Here is a 17057-nt window from a genome sequence, read left to right on the forward strand (position 1 = left end):
GTCCGTGCGCCGGCCTGACCGGTGACAGCGGAAGGGGCGCCCTCAGGTCGAGGACGCCCCTTCGGTGTTGCGACTACCCGACGGTCAGATTGCCGTTGTCGAGCTCGACCTGGCCCGACTCGTACAGCAGCGCGCCGCCCGCGGCCGCCGTGATGCGCACCGAGAACGCGTCACCGTCGCGGCCCGGGCTACCCGTGTCGAGGGCGGTGCCGCGCAGCACGGCGGGAGCGCCGCCGAACCGCCCGGTGGCCTCGAAGACGGCCCGGTCGCCGGCGACGACCAGCCACCGCACCGTGTCCGCGGTGAACGTGCGCGAGTCCTCGTCGAAGCGCAGCGAGCCGCGCGGCGAGTTGCCCTGGTAGCTCAGTGACGAGGTGATCCGCACCCGACCGCCGTCCTGGTCGTCGCCGCGCCCGGTGCCCTGCACGCTGCCGTCGGGGTCGAACAGCACGAGTTCGGCGTCGGCCGCCGGGCCGGTGAAGTAGTCACCGCGCACCTCGATACGGGCGCGCCACAGGTCGGCGGGAGCGTCGAGGGTCACGGTGGCGCGGCCGGCCGCGTCGAACGTCGCGTCGTACGTCTTGGTCGCACTCGTCAGCGTCGGGGTCAGGGTGACCCGCGCCGCGAGTTTGACGAGATCGCCAGGCCGGCCGTCGGCCTCCTGGGTCGCCTGGAGGGTCAGCTGCCCGGTCCCGGCCGGCTGGTTGAGGCTGCCGGCGACCGCGACGGTGACGTTCTCGGGTTCGACGGTCAATGTCGCGCCGACCGAGGCTGCCTCGTGCGGTCCGCTCTGCGGCGCGCGCACCTGCACCGGGTACGAGCCCGGCGCCTGGTCGGCGGGCCAGCTGGCGGTGGCGACGCCGTCGGCGCCGCTGGTGGCCGTCAGCTCCTGCCCGGCGACGGTGAAGATGACCTGCTTGCCCGCCACCGGCTCGTTGGTGATGCCGTCCCGGACGACGGCCGACAGGGCCGCCGCGTCCGAGTAGTCCACGGCCGTGGCACCGGTGTAGCTCAGCGACAGCGGCCGCCGGACGACGTCGGCCAAAAACTGGTAGTCGGTGAGCACGTCGCTGTCGGTGGTGCTGCGCCCCCGGGCGAAAAGGCTGTGCTGCCCGACCCGCTCGTCGGCGGGCACGGTGACCCGGATCGTGACGGTCGCCTGCTGCTGCGCGGCCAGGGTCAGCCGCTGCGTCGTGGCCGTCCAGGTGGAGGACACCAGCTCGGTGAAGTCGAACGTGTCGGTCGTCTCGCCGGTGTTGCGGACGGTGTAGGTCAGATCGGTGGTGCTGCCCAGCGCGAGCGACGGGCGCGGGGCGTTGCCCTGCGCGTCGGCAGGGTCGACGAGGATGCCGGGGCCGCGCACGTCGAAGTAGACCTGGTTGTAGTAGACGTTGCTGGCGGTGTCGGCGAAGAACGGGCGGCCGATGGCCCGCACCGCGACCTTGGCCGGGGTGCCGTCAGCCCAGGGCCGGTCCATGGTCCGCTGCGGGGTGCGGTTGTCGGTCGGGTCCCACGCGTCGGTGTCGTTGCCGCCGTCGCAGGTGACGGGGTTCTCGGGCGCGTCCTCGTCGGTGCGGCCGTCGCCGTCGTTGTCCATGGTGTCCACCGGGTCCTCGTCGGTCCGGCCGTCGACGTCCTCGTCGATGCAGCCCGGCGAGCGGGTGCCGTCGGGACGCATCAGCTCGACGCCGCGGACGGTCTCCTGTGGGCTGCGTACGTTGCGCTCGTCGACGCGGAAGATGACCACGCCACTGTCGGGCACGTCCTCGTCGTAGGTGCCCGGCCGGGGGTTGCGGGTCTCGACGAGGAAGTAGTCGTCGGTGCCGCGCTCGTAGTCGTAGATCAGGTAGGTGGTGGCGATGGACAGGTCGGAAGGGGTGCGATAGCCGTCCCTGGTGATGACGGCTGGTTTCTGCCCGCCCAGGTGCAGCTTCGTGAACAGGTTCGGCTCGAACCACAGGTCCGGCCCATCGCAGGTCGGCCCCGCGATGTCCCAGCTGCCCACGCCGTAGCCGTAGTGGTCGTACAGGTCGTAGATCTGGTGCATGAGCTCGTGCGCGATCGTGATCTCGTTGGTGCCGGTCGCGCTGTCGGCGGTCCGAAACGCGATGGTCTTGCCGTCGAGCTTGGCACCGGCGGCGACCCCCAGGGTCTGCCCGCAGTTCTCGTTGGCCGGGCCCGAGGTGAAGATCGTGGCCACGGCGAGTTCGGTGTCCTCGACCGACCCGTCCTTGTCGGTGTCGTAACGGGCGAAGTCGACGAACGGGTCTGCGAGGTCCATCATGCGGCGGCGGCGCTGCGTGGCGTCCTGCGCGATGCCGGGGCCGGACGCACCGAGGTCGACGACGACGACGCCGTTGTCCGCGGTGCCGAACGACTCGACGGCGGGGACGAGGATGCCGAGGTCGTGCGAGATGAAGTAGTCGGCGACCGTGCCGAACTGGAAGATCGGGAAGTAGCGGTCGCGGATGTCGTTCTCGGTGACGTTCGTGGTCAGGTCGTTGAACGTCGCGTAGACCACCAGCAGCGGGATCAGCGTGTCGCCGCGGTCGTGGAACAGCGGCGAATGCGGGCTGTCCGGGTGGCTGAAGTTCGGCAGGGGGAACGGGTACGGATCGGGGGCGGCCTGGGCCGGGGCCGCCGGGACGAGCCCGGCGAGCATGACGGCGGCGGACACGGCGGCCAGCACGCGAACGCGTAGGCGGCTGCGGCGTGGCTTGGGACCCCTGGACGGGGCCGGGTTGTCGGTCAAGACGAATCCTCCAGCACAACGGGTGACGGCGTGTGGTGGGGTGGGTTCACCGAGCTCGCGTCACCTGGGCAGCACGAACGTGCCGGCAGAGGGCGCGGGATGGGATCTGTCGAGGTCACACCTGGCAGCAGGATATAGACTCCGACGCCGTTCCCGTCGCAGATTGTCCAGGTCACGACGGACAATTTGGACAGCTGAAACTGAGTCGCTTTTCGGGCCGCGCCGGCCTGCTGGCGGCGCGGGGCGACCGGGCGGACGGCCCGGCGCTGAACAGCCTGCTGTCGACCTCGTTGAGGGACAGTTTCAGCGCGCCGAGGGCGACCGAGTCGGCGCCGAGCGGATCTCCGGCGCGCGCAGGCAGAGCCGCTGCAGCTCGTGGCGCCGGTAGCTGAGCAGCAGGTCCGAGGAGCGGGGGAGGCCGCCGCCGAGAATGACCACCTGCGGGTCGACGGTGACCATCTTCCATGTACTGGCCGGCGTCGATGAGCATGATGCGCTCCTGGGACACCGACTCGACCGACTCGGCATGATCAAAGTGCCGTTCGCGGTGGCGTTGCCTCGATCAACGGCGAGAGCTCCCGTTCATCGAGATCGGGCAGTGGCGGCCGGTCGAGGCGCCGGCGGACCCGTATGAGTGGCGAGTTCGCGTCCGTGATCGGCGGCAGGATATCTGGTGGCCCGCGACAGGCGGGCCGTCAGCATCATGGGCGGTGATCCGTCCGCCCGGGTGGTCGCGTGGCTATGGACGGTGACCGATCGACGTCGTACCGTCGTTGCGGATGATCGTGCGGCGGCGATCGGTGACCTGTCCTGCCTTCGCCAAGGAGCGTCCGATGTCGCGTAAGACCGGTAGACCGTCCTACACCAGGCCCACCGGTTCGCCGCCGTCCCGTCCGGCCGGGCAGGTGCTGCGCATCCTCGCCGGTCTGACAGTGGCGGTGCTGGTCGGGGTGTTGATCGGCACGCAGACCGCAGGCCCGGACACCGCCGACTCCGCCGTGGAGCAGCTGCGTGCGCAGGAGGCTGGCCGTGACAAGACGCAGATCGGCGAGCTGACCACGCGTGCGCGGGCCACCGCTGGGGTGATCACGCCGATCGTCGAAGGGCTCGCCGACCCGGGCAAGGTCGGTGACGGTCAGCTGGCGCAGTGGAAGCAGGCCGTCGGCGCCGAGGTCGCATGGTATGCCACGACCGTGTCGGGGATGACCGCGACCAATGTCGCCCGGGGCGCGCTGCGCAATGCGGTCGAGCAACTGGCCGCCGCGGTGGACACGCTGACGGCGGCACACACGCTGCCCGAGTCGTCGCGTCAGCCGATGCTGGCTGCGGCAACCCGGCAGCGTGAACTGGCGGTCGCGGCGTGGTCGGTGGCCGCGACGCAGCTCGATCAGATCAACGTCGATGCCGGCAACGGCCACCAGCACGTCTACCTCAACACCACCGGGATCGACGGGCTGATGGCCGGCGACGGCCTGCCCGACGGCACAGGGAAGTAGAACTCCAGGCCGATCTCGGTTACGAGGAGCGGGGGTGCGCTGTCGCGCATCCCCGCCCGTTGCTGTTGCTGAGGTGAGATTCAAGGCCGATGACCTGCGCGGCTTGGATCAAGGCGAGGTGTCGGTCGGCCGAAATGTTGATCACATTGTGGACCTCGGCGAGGAGGGCTTCCACGAAAGGGCAGCTAAAGCCTGCACCGGTTGAGGCGGGTGCCCCTCTGATCAAAGGGCACCCGCCGTCCTGCCACTCGTGGTTACGGACTGGAGCACGTGAGACTTGGCGGGGAGTTGCTTCCCGACCAGTTCCCGAGGAAGCCGAGCGATCTCGTACCGCTGGGACTGATGGTCGCGTTGTGGGAGGCGTTGCGGAACGTCACCACGCTGCCGCTCTGGCTATAGGTGCTGTCCCATGACTGCGTGACCGTCTGCCCATTTGCGTATGTCGCTCTGACGGTCCAGCCGTTGACGCTGGTGCTGGAACTGTTGTTTCGCACCGTAATCGCGCCTTGGAATCCGTTGTTCCACTGGTTGACCTGGGAGTACGTCGCCGAGCATGCTCCGCCGGGCGGAGGGGACGACGGCGGCGGGCTCGACGGCGGCGGGCTCGATGGAGGCGGGCTTGACGGTGGCGGCGGGTTCGACGGTGGCGGCGAGCTCGGCGGAGGCTGCGTCTGGTTTGGGCCGACGCCGGTCACCTGACCGTTGCCCCCATCGAAAGTGATGTCGGAGCAGCTGAAGAAGTTCTCGTTGCTGTCCGAGCGCACCCACCGGATGTACAGAATCGCCCGGCCGCTGCGGCCGGTCGGCAACTGTGCGTTCCAGTAGTAGTAGTTCAGCGCGCCGGGCCCGCCGTTCGACGGCGGGTTGGTGACACTCGAGAATTCCTGAAGGTCACTCCAGGCCAGTGGCGAACTGGGGTTCCAGCCTTGGCGGGTGATGGCCAGGTGGAACGTACCCGGGTGGTGTGCCCAGTTACTGTGCCGGAACTGGATATTGGCCCCAGAGGTGAGGTGGGTCAACGGCCAGTCCGTGCGAGTCGCGTTGTAGGCGGCGAAGTTGTACGGCCCGCCGGTCCCGCCGCTGCACAGCTGTCCATCCGGGATGAAGCCGGTCGTGCGGCCTCCGGCGTCGGAGCGGAGCACCGCGAACCAGTTGTACAACGGTGTGGTGCCGCTCGGATCGGATGAGCTCTTGCTTCCCTCGATCGCGGCAGCACATGCCGGGTTGTAGGCGGCGATCGACCCGTTGGGCCGAAGCGCGTCCTGATAGCACAGCCAGGTGCGGCTGCCCGGGAACATCGTTACGCCGTGGGCCTGCGCCGCAGAAGTATTGATCACCGCGAAGCCGACGCTCGCCGTGATCACTGCTGCGGCCAAGCTTGCCAGGAGTTGGCGTCTGCGATTCACCCTGTCGTCCTTTCCTTTTGACGGATAGGCCGACGCCTGCCGGAGGACAGAGCGCACAGGAACATCGGCCTGCAAGGAGTTGCCGACGCATGCCATACACCTCGGCGCACACGAAATAGACCTCTGTGCGCCCGTTGCTCGGCTCCCGACCGGTCTGACAAACTCAGACATCGAAAGCTTGACATGAGATCGCTCCCATGACAATGCCGCGGAGTCGATTTCCAGAGTCCAGCGGCTACACGACCGCCTGTTCGTAGCGCGTGCGCAGTCCGGCCAGCCTGCCCCATTCGTGGAGGCTGGCGGCTGCCTTCTGCTCCAGATCGTCGGGGATCATCGCCCATACCCGGTCCGGATCCACACCAGACTTCGCCGTCTGAACGGCCGGTGGGTCGGTCAGCGTGATGACCGCTGGACCCGAGCTGCGGCTCGCATAGTCCCACGGGGTGCCGGGCTTGACCACCGCACAGAAGTAGATGGCATAGATGACCTGAACGTCCTCGATGCGCTTGGCGGTTGGAGGTTCCGTTCCGAATGACTCGGCGGCGCACAGGACCTTGCCCCCGTGGTCCACGGCATGCCCGCCGGGCGCGTAGAGCTCAAGCGCGGCCGGCGAGAGCTGTTCCAGCGCCGTTTGCGCCCGGGCGGCCAGTTGATCCTGAAAGGGGTTGGGCTGCGCGGTGAGCAGACCGGCAGCGAGGATCGCGACGGCAACCAGCTCAGGTAGGAGCCACCAGCCGTGGCGTCGCAGAAAGAGCACGAGGCACATGCTCGCATTGATGGACGGCACTGTGCAACGAATCGGCAGGGGGCACCGGCCTGAGCCGTTGACCACCGGCCGCAACAGCTCAGCTTCGCGCGGGGAGGCAACCCGTGAACCAGAAGCGACCCCACGGGCCGAAGTACACCTATGCACATTCACGCACACCAGAGTTCACTCAAGCGAGACCAGTTGCGACCCCGGTCAGCATGCGGCGATCGGGCAGGCGAAAGGCCAGTCAGGCCTCGACGACGTCATGCCGTCGCTTTGACCGGCGTCCCCTTGACCGACTCCACACGGTGCTGTCCTTCCGGTGAGCCGGTCGCAGGTGGGATGAATCGTTCGCCGAGAGCCAGCACCAGAGCGACGACGCCGACCAGGGCGCCGATCAGCACCGTACTGCGCACGCCGTGGCTCGGCAGAGTGAGGCCGCCGACGAAGGCGCCAGCGGTGATGCCGACGTTGACCGCGGCGGAGACCGTGGCGGCGGCGAGGTCGGAGCGACCGGGTGCGACCTGCAGTACGAGGCCGCCGAGCGCCGCGGTGAACGCGGCGAACGCCAGTCCGGCCAGCGCGATCAAGCCGACGGACACCGCCGGCCGATGGCCGAAGGTGTAGAGCCCCAGCAGCGCCGCCGATTGCAGCGCGACGGTCGCGACCAGTGCGAGCCACGGGCCCCGGTCCAGTACCGCGCCGATGGCGAGGATGCCGAGCACGCTGGCGATGCCACGCGCCAGCAGGACGGCCCCGACCGACGAGACGGAGAACCCGCTGACCTCGGTGACGAAGAGCGCGACATAGGTGTAGGCGACGATGGCGCCGGCGGTCGCCAGGACGGCCACTGCCACCAGGAGCCCGAAGCGGCGGATGTCGGGCGTCGCGCCCCTGGCGGCATGTCCCTCTTCAGGCCCCGTCGAGAACAGCAGGGTGGCCACCACGACGAGCACGACCGCGCCGAGCCCGGCCACCGCCAGGAACGAGGCCCGCCACCCGGCGCGCTCGCCCAGCCAGGTACCCGCGGGCACCCCCAGGGCCAACGCGACGGTGCCACCGGCGAATACGACCGCGACCACCCGCCCGCGTAGTGCGGGTCGGAACAGCTCGGCGGCGGCCGGCACCACTACCGCCCAGAACAGCGCATGGGTCGTGGCCGTGACCATCCTGGCCGCCAGTAGCAGCGTGAAGGTGCTCGCGAGCACCGTGATCGCGTTGCTGACGACGAAGCCGACCAGCAGCGCCGACAGTAACCGTCGGCGCGGGACCCGGCGGACCAGCGCTGTCAGCGGGACCGAGGCGATCATCACCACCGCGCCGTAGGCGGTGACGAGCATGCCCACCTGCGACGGAGAGACTGCCAGGTCCATCGCCATCGGGACCAGCAGCCCGATCGGCAGCGCCTCGGCGGTGGTGTAGAGGAACGTCCCTCCGGACAAGCCGATCAGCGCTCCCACTGCCCGCCCGTGTCTCATCAGGCCCTCCCGTCGTTACCAGCTAAATTACGTACGCAGGAAACATGTTAACGACGTCCTTCAATGCGGGTCAACTGGTAAAGTCGGTTTCAATGGAAACACTTGCGGACGTGACGCGGATGCGCCTGGTAGGCGGCAACCTCGCACTGGACTTCATCAACACCCGTACCGGTCCGCCCGTCGGGTCCCCGGACGACGACGCGCTGACTGGCTACCCCGAACTGGTCGCCTGGGGCGCGTATGCGGGCGCACTCACCGAGCCGGAGGCGAAGGCGTTGCGCCGGCTGTCCCGCGACGATCCGGATGGCGCTCACGCCGCCCTTACGCGATCGCTGCGTAGCCGCGACGATCTCGACGAGGTGTTCCGGGCAGTGGCTGCCAACCAAAGCTTGAGCACGTCCGTGCTGGACCGGCTGCGAGACGACGAAGCGGACGCACTCGGTCACGCACGGCTCGATCGAGGAAGCACGTTCGGATGGACCTGGCGGGATGACCAGTCTCTCGACCGGCCGCTGCGGCCGGTGGTGCACGCGGCGGTCCAGCTTCTCACCACCGGTGCACTCGACCGGATCAAGGGATGCGGAGGCTGCCGCTTTCTCTTCAACGACGAGAGCAAGAACCGCAGTCGCCGCTGGTGCAGCATGGACGATTGCGGAACTTCCGAGAAGATCCGCCGCTACGTCGCCGCGCGACGCACCCGCGCGACAGGCTGAGCCCGGGTACGCCGGAGTCAGCCGGTCGCCGCCGTCGCCGGGTGATCAGCTACCACGCCGGCGACGAGGTCGCCAAGCCGGACGCCGGCGCTGTCCAGTTGCGGCCGTATGCCCCGCGGTGGATGCACGTCGCCGCGGCATTGACGCACGCTCCAGCCGCAGTGCTCCGACGGGGAGGGCGGCGGCTGCAAATGCCGCCGGAGCCGACATCAGATCGCACCTTTCCCGGACCGCCCGGCGGTAGGGCCACCCAGGAGGGCGCCCAGTGCTCGTTCTGCATCGATTCCCACCGTGATGAATGTTCGCGTGTCCGCTTGTGGGCGGGCACCCCACAGCCCGCGCTCACGAAAGACCTCGACCTCCACCCACCGGAAGGCCGCGGCATCGATTGCGGCCGCCGCGGCCAGCGGGTCGTGCAGCAGCTTGCCCTCAGGTCGTTCCGCCAGGTAGACCGCCATGGCCTCCACTGCCAGTCGGGCACCCGCCGTCAGATCCGGACGCGCCGCGATGCGGCTGTGCAGCGGCTGGTCCCAGGCCACACCGTGCGTGACGTTCTTGGAGACCAGGCGCCGTTCGCCGATCCGCTCGCTCGCGAGCGCGAGCAGGGCGCCCTTGGCATCGTGCCCGAAGTTGAACGACTCGCGGGTAACCGAACCGGCGAACTTGTCCAGCACATCCGCCGCCGGCACGATGTTGTCGCCCGCGAAGCCGCCCTGCGCGACCCAGCGCCGGACAGCCACGGCTGGATGGTTGTTGAGCAGCAGCCGCAGATTGTGCAGGGGCGCGCCGGTGAGCACTACGGTGTCCGGATCGTCGGTCAGCACCCGGGCGAGCACCTCGTGTGCCACGCCGTCCGGCCGGGCGCGCGGTGTGTCCCCCAGCCAGCGGTGGTGGAACGGCGAGACCGCGTCGCCACCGCCGTCCGCGACCCGGGCACCCACCGGCACCTGGACACCGAGCCGATCCAGTACCGTGCGGACCACGCCGAGCTGCGCAGGCGTACCCGGGTTCACGGTGACGGCCGCCAAGCCTACCGCCGGATGGGTCGCCACCAGGCAGAGCGTGAGAACGTCGTCTGGGTCGCGAGTCTCCATGTCGAGGACGAGGCGCACCCTGCGATGGTACGGAGGCACGAGCGCAAGGCGTGGCCCCGATCGTCGCCGGCCGAAGACGCAGGCGAACGGCTCACCCAGCCTCAGCCGGCTCAGCTGCGCGGCCGGGCTGTCGTCGCTCGCTGATCGAGTCCCACAGGTCTGCCGGCCAGTAGAGCGTGCCCGACAGCGGCCGGGCCCACCCGCGTGCGTGAGCCGTCGCAGCGGTTGGCACTACGTCGGTCCGTTTTCCAGGACGAGTTTGCATGCGATCGGTCAGTGCAGCAGTGTCCTGCTCCCACGGCGACGAGCAGGCATGGTCCGCCCAACCCGATGAAGGATTGTTCAGCTACCTCTTGCAAAACTGGCAAACTTCTTCAACCATTGCTAGTTGCCGATGTTCGCGAGGGGCCAGGGAGGTCTGATGGCGACAAGCCAGTCTTCCGGGGAACGGCTTCCGGTCTGGGTGCCGTTGCTGTGGGTGACCGTCTTCGCTGCCGCGGTGCTGATGCCGGCGGGCGCCGTGTACGCCTCGCACCCCAACCCCAGCTCGCTCAAGCACCAGCACAACATGCATTACGCGTCCACCAACGCCGACGGCCCCGGTGCCAACGACGAGCAGTTCTGCGTCGAGTCACATGACACGTCCAAGATCAGCCACAGCTCCGGGCGGTCCTTCGTCAACCAGACCCTGACCCAGATGGGCTCGGGCAAAGTCTGGGACGGGTCGGGCAACTGGCGGATCGATCTGTGGGCCGCCAACAGCAACTGCAGCTCCTATCCCGCCTCGACCCGCGCCACCATCGAGATCGAGGTCCACTACGGCTGGGACTGGAGCGGCACCTGCGGCGGACCGACGGGCTACTACAACTGCGTGGTGCACGACAATCCTGTCTGGAACGCCGACCACGGCCACTACGACAGCAAATGGACCTACGTCTACCTGGTCTTCAGCTCCGGCGGAAGGCTCGACAACGTGGGCCGTGCGTTCATCAACCACGAGTTCGGCCACGTGTTCGGACTGGCAGACGACAACGGCAACTGCAACCTGCCCAGCATCATGCACAGCACGATCGTCGGATACTCCTGCGGGAACTGGACCAACTGGTATCCCAGTGCTGCCGACTACCAGTCCGTCGTCAACCTCATGGGCTGAAGCCCGCAGCAAGGAGATCCTGCCATGGCCCGAGGTGGGCTGCGCGTACGCCTGCTGACCGTGCTGACGGCCGCCGTCGCGGTCGCGATGGCCGCCGCAGGGATCGCCCTGGCGTTGGACCCCGACCACGACAACGGGCACCCGCATCTGGACACCACCAGCGGACTGCTGGTCACCAACCGGTCCGCGCTGCGCTTGTGCGTCGAAGCCGGACCCGAGTCCGCAACCGCAGGGCGGGAGGCCAGCCGGAAGGCGCTCCTCGCTGCGCTGCATCAGATTCGCCAGGACCCGCACTGGCACAGCGCCTACGGCCGAGCGCACTACAGCCCGGCCGGAGTACTCGACTTCGGCTGCCCGGCGCCCCGCCTGCCCCGGCGGTACGAGCCGAAGACGACGGTGGCCGGCCCCGGCCTGACCGACAACCCCAGCATCTACCGCGTCTGGGTGTACGTTCTCGACGAGCCGACCGCCGACCGCATACTCGGCACAGGGGAGTCGACCGGCGTTGCCGCCGCCGAGCTCATGGCGGAGTTCAGGACGGCGTTTCCCGTATCGACAGCCCTGCTCATCAGGCAGAGCCGACTCGCTGACAGCTCCACCGTCATACATGGTCTTCGAACGGCACTCGGACTCGAGCCACGCCCGTAGGACCTGCAGCGGCTTCGCGGCCGCTGAGCCCGCGGCGCCGAGGTCTCGGCTATCGGCTACCGGCACGTGATTCTGCGGCCGAAGCGGCAAACGACCCGCCGCGGGCCGAGGGCACACCCACCGGATGCAGCGCGCCGGATGAGTGGATCGCATGGTCCGGCTGCGCTCCCTGGGTAGGCGTAATTACCACAGGGCACCCCGCCGGCGACTACGCTGAGTAGTTGTTCATGTGCTTTTGGTACCGGGAGGCACCAGGTGGGAACGGTCACGACGAAGGACGGCACGGAGATCTTCTACAAGGACTGGGGCACCGGCCAGCCGATCGTGTTCAGCCACGGCTGGCCCCTGTCGGCCGACGACTGGGACACCCAGATGCTGTTCTTCCTGAACCACGGCTACCGCGTCATCGCACATGACCGCCGGGGACACGGGCGCTCCACCCAGACGTCCGATGGTCACGACATGGATCACTACGCCGACGACCTGGCGGCGCTGACCGCCCACCTCGATCTCCGAGACGCCGTACACGTGGGCCACTCCACCGGCGGTGGTGAAGTCGTGCACTACATCGCCCGACACGGCGAGAGCCGCGTGCAGAAGGCGGCGATCATGTCCGCGGTTCCGCCACTGATGGTGCAGACCGAAGCCAACCCCGGTGGGCTGCCCAAGAGCGTGTTCGACGACCTGCAAGCACAGCTGGCTGCGAACCGGTCCGAGTTCTACCGCGCGCTGCCCTCGGGCCCGTTCTACGGCTTCAACCGTCCCGGCGTGCAGGCTTCCGAGGCGATCATCGAGAACTGGTGGCGCCAAGGCATGATGGGCGGCGCGAAAGCCCACTACGACGGTATCGTCGCGTTCTCCCAGACCGACTTCACCGGGGACCTGAAGAAGATCACGGTTCCGGTGCTGGTGATGCACGGCGACGACGACCAGATCGTGCCCTACGCCGACTCGGCGCCGCTGTCGGCCGACCTCCTGCAGAACGGCACTTTGAAGACGTATCCAGGCTTCCCCCACGGTATGCCGACCACGCATGCCGACACCATCAACGCCGACCTGCTGACTTTCCTGCAGTCCTGACGCAGCCGCGATGTGGCGCCTGCCGGTCGGCACCGGGCTGCGCCGCGGCGCGTCAGCCGCGTTGAAGTGGGACGCGACATCGATCCGGTGATGTCGACACTGCGGGAGGCGCGTCAGCGGGTGGTCGAAGGCGACGGCAGCGCGGTGCGCGAGAAGCGCCCGAAGTCGCCTGACAGCATACGTACCGTCTATCAGCCGCCGTCTGGTCCGCGACGACGGCCGACCCGGCCGGGTACCCGCAGCGTCCACGGCCGCGTTGCCGCGGCTGTGGACCCGTCCCATCTCGGAGCCGCGCCCCAGCGCTCAGCGCGACGCGCGGGCATGCGCCCAGCCGATGAGTTCGTCGACGTATTCGGCCGCCCGGGGCCGCTCGGCGAAAGCCTCGCGTAATCCGGCGCAGGCAGCATCCAGTTCCGGCGATGGTCCTCGCCCGGAGAGCAGGATGACCAACGGTGGCCAATGGCCGATCTGCTTGTCGGGCAATGCGCTCAGCTCGGCCAGGTAGCGGCCTGGCTGCAGCAGTTCGACCAGCCGATCCGCTGCCCGCGTCACGCCGGTGAGGAGATCGGCGCGCAGCCGAGCCACATCGGTGTCGGCTGTCACCTGCCAGCGCTCGCGGTCACTGTCGGCGGGGTGGGGGCACGGCACCCGGGGTTCCATGAGGCCGATGCCGTAGATCTCGCTCGCTTTGTTCATCGGCTGGGTCTGCCCGGTCCTCCACGCCAGCCACTCCCACCACTCCTTCGGGGCCACCGCGGTATCGATGTAGAACCTTTTCGCGGTGGGCTGTGACCGCTCCGACGGCTGTTTGTGAATAACGGCGACACCCTCGGGCGTAATCAGCCGCCACACCGCACCGGAGCCACGAAAGCCCCGTGGATGCAAGGTCACGCCGATGTCATGCAGCAGGCCGCGTGTCACCAGATCGAGTTTCGCCATGACCCGACGATACGGTCGTCCGCCGGAGTCGGTGCAGCGCGCGAAGCCGGCGCAACCGCCCCACCCGAGGCACAGGCCGCACTCATGGCCGCGGGCCTGATCGCCTGGCTGGCTCAGACCGTGCTTGCCGCCGGTGACATGTCGAGCGTGTGCCGCAGCGCGCAGAACGACCTGTTGACCATCGGCGTCACTGCGCACTCCTGGCGCAGACTTGCGGTCGCCGGGAGCGCCGACGCCGCGTCCCGTTCGCCGATCCGTCAGACTCGACGGATGGGGCCCGCCTGATGGGCAGGCCCCATCACGTGGAGGGCGGCAACAGCCACCCGCTCGGTTACCGGCTGAGCCCTGCCTGGTCGATCCGGCGGTGGTAGCGCATTCCGGCGCGACCGCCGAGGACCGCGCCGATCAGCGCCACCGCCGCCAGCACGAGTGCCGTCACGATTCCGGCCGCGGTGAGGTCGCCCTCGTTGACCGGCAGCCGCGGGAACCCGTTGAGCCGCGACAGGACGTCGTACTGGTCACCGAGGATCGCCCCGGCCACCGCCACCACGACCGCGATCAGGATCGACCACAGCCACACCGCGACGCCCTGCTTCACGCCGTCGAAGCGGGCCATCCGGCCGGCCACGTAGCCGCCGCAGTAGTACGACACGAACAGGACCACCAGTAGCGCGATGATGCCGGCGATCCCGATCGACGTGGCGGTGTCGGTGACCGCGGTCGTGGCGTCCTGCACCACGCTGTTGTCCGCGGCCGCGAGCCCGATCGCCGTTCCGGCAGCAGCCAGCAGCGCCGTCAGCAGCACCGCCGTGCCCATCGCGGTCAGCCAGCCGAAAAAGGCCGAGCCGAACTTCATCCCGCCGAAGCGGTCACGTTCGCGGGTGACCACCATCTCCCGCTGCTCGCCGACGCGATACGTTTCGATGGTCTCCGACGGCCGCGGATCACCGACCGGCCCGTCGCGAGCGGGTCCGGCCTCATAATTGGCGCTCATATCTCTCCACCCCCGTATGTGCTGTGTCGCGGATGCCGTACCCGGTATGTGACCGATAAACACCCCCGAATCCATCCGGTCTCACCGCCTGAACAGGCATTTCTCCCGGGGTGGGACCAGCTCCCCGTTCGCCTTCGGCGGTGATGGACGCCTGTTTGTCGCCAGCACCGCACCGGCCGCCCGCCTGGTGAAGGCTTGAGCGACATCCGCCGATGGGAGGGTACGCGCCGGCGGCGGCCCGGTCTGGCGCGCCGTCGGGGGGACAGGGCGTCACTGCGTCGTGTCCGGCGCGCAGCAGCTGCCACAGCGTGTCGGGTGAGTCGGCGCCGGGTGCCCGGCAGCCCATGCCGATGACAGCGCCCTGCACCTGACGCGCTGGCTGCCCGACCTGCTGGCCCCACGCAGTGCGGACGCGCCTGGACCGTGGCAGCGCCGACACCGCGACCCGCTCCGGTCTGGAGTTCACGCTCAACCTGGACCTGTGGCTGAGGTCGATGCATGAGTAAGGGAGCGGGATCGTCCCGCAGCGAGACGGCCAGGCGCACCAGTTGCCCGATCTGCGGGACACCACGGCCGGCGTCGCCCGGTCGTGATGGGAGTCCGGCCGCAGGTCGGGCTCCCATGTCGCGGTTCAATGACAACCCTCAACGGGGCCACTTTGTACTTCTGCGACCGCGACAAACGTTGCCTGGTAGACCGCTGATCCTTGCTCGAACCCAGGTCAACGCGGTGCGACGGCAACCGCGACGGCAGCCTGGTCGCATGAATCTTCTAGGGGGTCGGCTGCGGCGCGACGCCTCTGCAACGACAGCGCCGCCCGCCGAATGGTGTCTTGTCCGCCAGCAGCAAGGTCGACAGACTGACTGTCACGAGAATGCACACCTTGTGGTCTGGAGGCGGCCGTGGTCGGTCGGGTATGGGTCGGGCTCGGTTTGGTCATGCTCGCTGCGGTCGGCCTGTCAGCCGGCTGGCGAATCGACGAGAGCGGCGGTGACGCCGGGGTGGTCGCGGCGCTCGCGTTGCTGGCTCTGGCCGCCGGCTGCCTGCTGGCGGCCTCTGCCGGCGGGGAGGTCGCGGTCCGGGTGACCGGCGGCGCCCTGTTCGTCGCCGGGCTGGGCGTAGTCATCACGCACCATGAGGTGTGGTGGTGGCTACCGAGTTCCTGGGTTACCCCGGTGTCGCTGGTTGCGCTGGTCATCTCGCTGGTGGGTGTCGGCGTCCTGCTGCTGGCGTACGGCTTCCGCCTGGCCGGCCTCAGTGGCGCCCTCGGACTGCTCGCGCTGGCAAGCTTCGCGCTTACGCTTCCGCTGTACATCGGCAGTGACGAGAAGTCGGTGTTCCGGGTGTTGGCGACGGCCTTCGGTGCGGTGGCTCTCGCTGCCGGCACGCGCGCCGCTGCCAACGGGCGGATGCGCGTCGAACGGCGCGCGATCACTGCGGTAGCGGGCGTCCTCGGAGCGGCCGTCACCGTATATGCCGGCTTCGACTCGTACCCCGTGTACGCGCCCGGCAGTTATCACGCCGCGGTGATCGGCGCGACGATCCTCGGAGCAATGGCCTCGCTGGCCCTCGGGGTGGCCGTCTCGAGGCCGAACGTCGTCGACGGGCCGCCGCGGAAGGACCTGAGCACGAGCCGGACGGTCGTATCCGAGACCGTTGTCCAGCCGACGGCGCCAATGCCCAAGCAGACTTACGAACCACCGTCGCACCTCGCCCCGGAGCCGCCGCTTCAGGCACCCGCAGAACCGGCACCGCCTCACCCGCCTGCGGGCCCGGTAACCACGCCGGCGGTGCCGACCGTCGTTGCCATCAAGCCCTCACTGACGACGGCAGGGTCGCCCGCACCGGCGGCCGAACCCGCCTCGCGCACACCTGACCGGCTACAGACCGCCTCGTTGGCGGTTGGCCTCGTGATCGGGCTCATGACCATCGGCAAGGAATTGATTGCTGCGTTCCTAGCCCTGGTCGACTAGCGCGTAGCCAGGCGACGGCCGATGGACGTCGAAAAACGGACCGTCTGCAAACGATGTTCACCGATGCCACGCCGATACTCGCAGCGTCGTTCTGCCGGTTTCAGACGTGCGTCGGCTCTGGCCGAACCCGTGACCGGCGGGACGGTGGGCAACGCGTCCGGTGGACACCCACGCCGTGCATGGCCGCAGCGTCGGTCGATGTGAGCGGCTGTGGGTTTGCCCGACCGACAGGGCGGTGCCCGCAGCGGCGAAAGCCCGTCCGGACAGCAGGACGATCCGGGCTGCTCGGCGGCCCGCTGGGCGGGCTCGGCCTGGTGCCGAGCCCGCCCGGCGCGGACCACCCGATCCCGATCGGGAGGGGTGACGACGTTCGACCGATGCGGTGTGCGCCGATGCCGGTGAACGTCAGAAAGACGCGTGCCGGAACTGCGTCACGCCTAACGTTGCCGTGTCAGTAGGCCGGGCCGGTAGGGCAGCAGGCCGTAGTCGCCGCCGGAGTTGGGTGAGCGGCCCTGGTAGAGCAGCTGCAGGTTGCAGGGGTCGATGGTCATGGTCTGGTCGGCGTTGGTGCGGATGAGTTCGC

At 68.8% G+C, this 17057-nt stretch carries 16 protein-coding genes and 1 pseudogene; 7 read left to right on the forward strand and 10 right to left on the reverse strand.

Going from position 1 to position 17057, the window contains the following annotated elements:
* Nucleotides 1–73: 73 nt before the first annotated feature.
* Nucleotides 74–2752: a COG1470 family protein gene (locus FLL47_RS35755; protein WP_144127083.1), complete on the reverse strand. Its 2679-nt coding sequence runs from the start codon at nt 2750–2752 to the stop codon at nt 74–76.
* 303 nt (nt 2753–3055) lie between these two features.
* A complete protein-coding gene (locus FLL47_RS43315; RefSeq protein WP_186316111.1) occupies nt 3056–3211 on the reverse strand; it encodes a hypothetical protein in 156 nt (51 codons plus the stop codon).
* A 374-nt stretch (nt 3212–3585) separates the two neighbouring features.
* Here FLL47_RS43315 and FLL47_RS35760 point away from each other — a divergent pair, with 374 nt between their 5' ends.
* Nucleotides 3586–4248, forward strand: a complete 663-nt coding sequence (locus FLL47_RS35760) for a hypothetical protein (RefSeq protein WP_144127084.1) — start codon at nt 3586–3588, stop codon at nt 4246–4248.
* 254 nt (nt 4249–4502) lie between these two features.
* Here FLL47_RS35760 and FLL47_RS35765 read toward each other — a convergent pair whose 3' ends face one another.
* The 3 genes from FLL47_RS35765 to FLL47_RS35775 all read right to left on the reverse strand — a co-directional run bounded on the left by FLL47_RS35765 (nt 4503) and on the right by FLL47_RS35775 (nt 7880).
* The gene (locus tag FLL47_RS35765; protein WP_144127085.1) at nt 4503–5654 is read right to left on the reverse strand and encodes a lytic polysaccharide monooxygenase; all 1152 of its coding nucleotides are present in this window, start codon (nt 5652–5654) and stop codon (nt 4503–4505) included.
* Nucleotides 5655–5889: 235 nt separating this feature from the next.
* Entirely contained in the window at nt 5890–6411 is a 522-nt protein-coding gene (locus tag FLL47_RS35770) for a hypothetical protein (RefSeq protein ID WP_144127086.1), read from the reverse strand.
* Between the two features lie 254 nt (nt 6412–6665).
* On the reverse strand, nt 6666–7880 hold the full coding sequence (locus FLL47_RS35775; protein WP_144127087.1) for an MFS transporter: 1215 nt from the start codon (nt 7878–7880) through the stop codon (nt 6666–6668).
* 92 nt (nt 7881–7972) lie between these two features.
* On the opposite strand from FLL47_RS35775, the gene FLL47_RS35780 reads away from it, so the two are divergent.
* Nucleotides 7973–8593 (forward strand): CGNR zinc finger domain-containing protein, encoded by a 621-nt coding sequence (locus tag FLL47_RS35780; protein WP_186316112.1) that lies wholly within the window; start codon nt 7973–7975, stop codon nt 8591–8593.
* A gap of 209 nt (nt 8594–8802) precedes the next feature.
* Here the strand turns inward: FLL47_RS35780 and FLL47_RS35785 are convergent, their stop codons facing one another.
* Entirely contained in the window at nt 8803–9705 is a 903-nt protein-coding gene (locus tag FLL47_RS35785) for a nucleoside hydrolase (RefSeq protein ID WP_144127089.1), read from the reverse strand.
* Between the two features lie 403 nt (nt 9706–10108).
* Between FLL47_RS35785 and FLL47_RS35790 the strand changes: the two genes are divergently transcribed.
* The 3 genes from FLL47_RS35790 to FLL47_RS35800 all read left to right on the forward strand — a co-directional run bounded on the left by FLL47_RS35790 (nt 10109) and on the right by FLL47_RS35800 (nt 12568).
* Nucleotides 10109–10840 (forward strand): hypothetical protein, encoded by a 732-nt coding sequence (locus tag FLL47_RS35790; protein WP_144127090.1) that lies wholly within the window; start codon nt 10109–10111, stop codon nt 10838–10840.
* Nucleotides 10841–10864: 24 nt separating this feature from the next.
* Nucleotides 10865–11488, forward strand: coding sequence for a hypothetical protein (locus FLL47_RS35795; protein WP_144127091.1), 624 nt, complete (start codon nt 10865–10867; stop codon nt 11486–11488).
* A gap of 255 nt (nt 11489–11743) precedes the next feature.
* Nucleotides 11744–12568: an alpha/beta fold hydrolase gene (locus FLL47_RS35800; protein ID WP_144127092.1), complete on the forward strand. Its 825-nt coding sequence runs from the start codon at nt 11744–11746 to the stop codon at nt 12566–12568.
* Nucleotides 12569–12871: 303 nt separating this feature from the next.
* On the opposite strand, the gene FLL47_RS35805 is transcribed toward FLL47_RS35800, so the two are convergent.
* Nucleotides 12872–13507, reverse strand: coding sequence for a DUF4304 domain-containing protein (locus tag FLL47_RS35805; protein WP_144127093.1), 636 nt, complete (start codon nt 13505–13507; stop codon nt 12872–12874).
* An 84-nt stretch (nt 13508–13591) separates the two neighbouring features.
* Here FLL47_RS35805 and FLL47_RS35810 point away from each other — a divergent pair, with 84 nt between their 5' ends.
* Nucleotides 13592–13792, forward strand: coding sequence for a hypothetical protein (locus tag FLL47_RS35810; RefSeq protein ID WP_144127094.1), 201 nt, complete (start codon nt 13592–13594; stop codon nt 13790–13792).
* 46 nt (nt 13793–13838) lie between these two features.
* Here the strand turns inward: FLL47_RS35810 and FLL47_RS35815 are convergent, their stop codons facing one another.
* Nucleotides 13839–14501, reverse strand: a complete 663-nt coding sequence (locus FLL47_RS35815) for a hypothetical protein (protein ID WP_222106356.1) — start codon at nt 14499–14501, stop codon at nt 13839–13841.
* A complete protein-coding gene (locus FLL47_RS45265; RefSeq protein WP_425457792.1) occupies nt 14485–14847 on the reverse strand; it encodes a beta-ketoacyl synthase N-terminal-like domain-containing protein in 363 nt (120 codons plus the stop codon). The genes FLL47_RS35815 and FLL47_RS45265 overlap by 17 nt, the downstream gene beginning before the upstream one ends.
* A gap of 592 nt (nt 14848–15439) precedes the next feature.
* Here FLL47_RS45265 and FLL47_RS35825 point away from each other — a divergent pair.
* The gene (locus FLL47_RS35825) at nt 15440–16474 is read left to right on the forward strand and encodes a hypothetical protein (RefSeq protein ID WP_144127097.1); all 1035 of its coding nucleotides are present in this window, start codon (nt 15440–15442) and stop codon (nt 16472–16474) included.
* Nucleotides 16475–16911: 437 nt separating this feature from the next.
* On the opposite strand, the pseudogene FLL47_RS44460 reads toward FLL47_RS35825, so the two are convergent.
* Nucleotides 16912–17057 (reverse strand): annotated as a pseudogene (locus tag FLL47_RS44460) (non-reducing end alpha-L-arabinofuranosidase family hydrolase); the annotation flags it as partial.

The organism is Catellatospora sichuanensis (assembly GCF_007483665.1).
Lineage (GTDB): Bacteria > Actinomycetota > Actinomycetes > Mycobacteriales > Micromonosporaceae > Catellatospora > Catellatospora sichuanensis.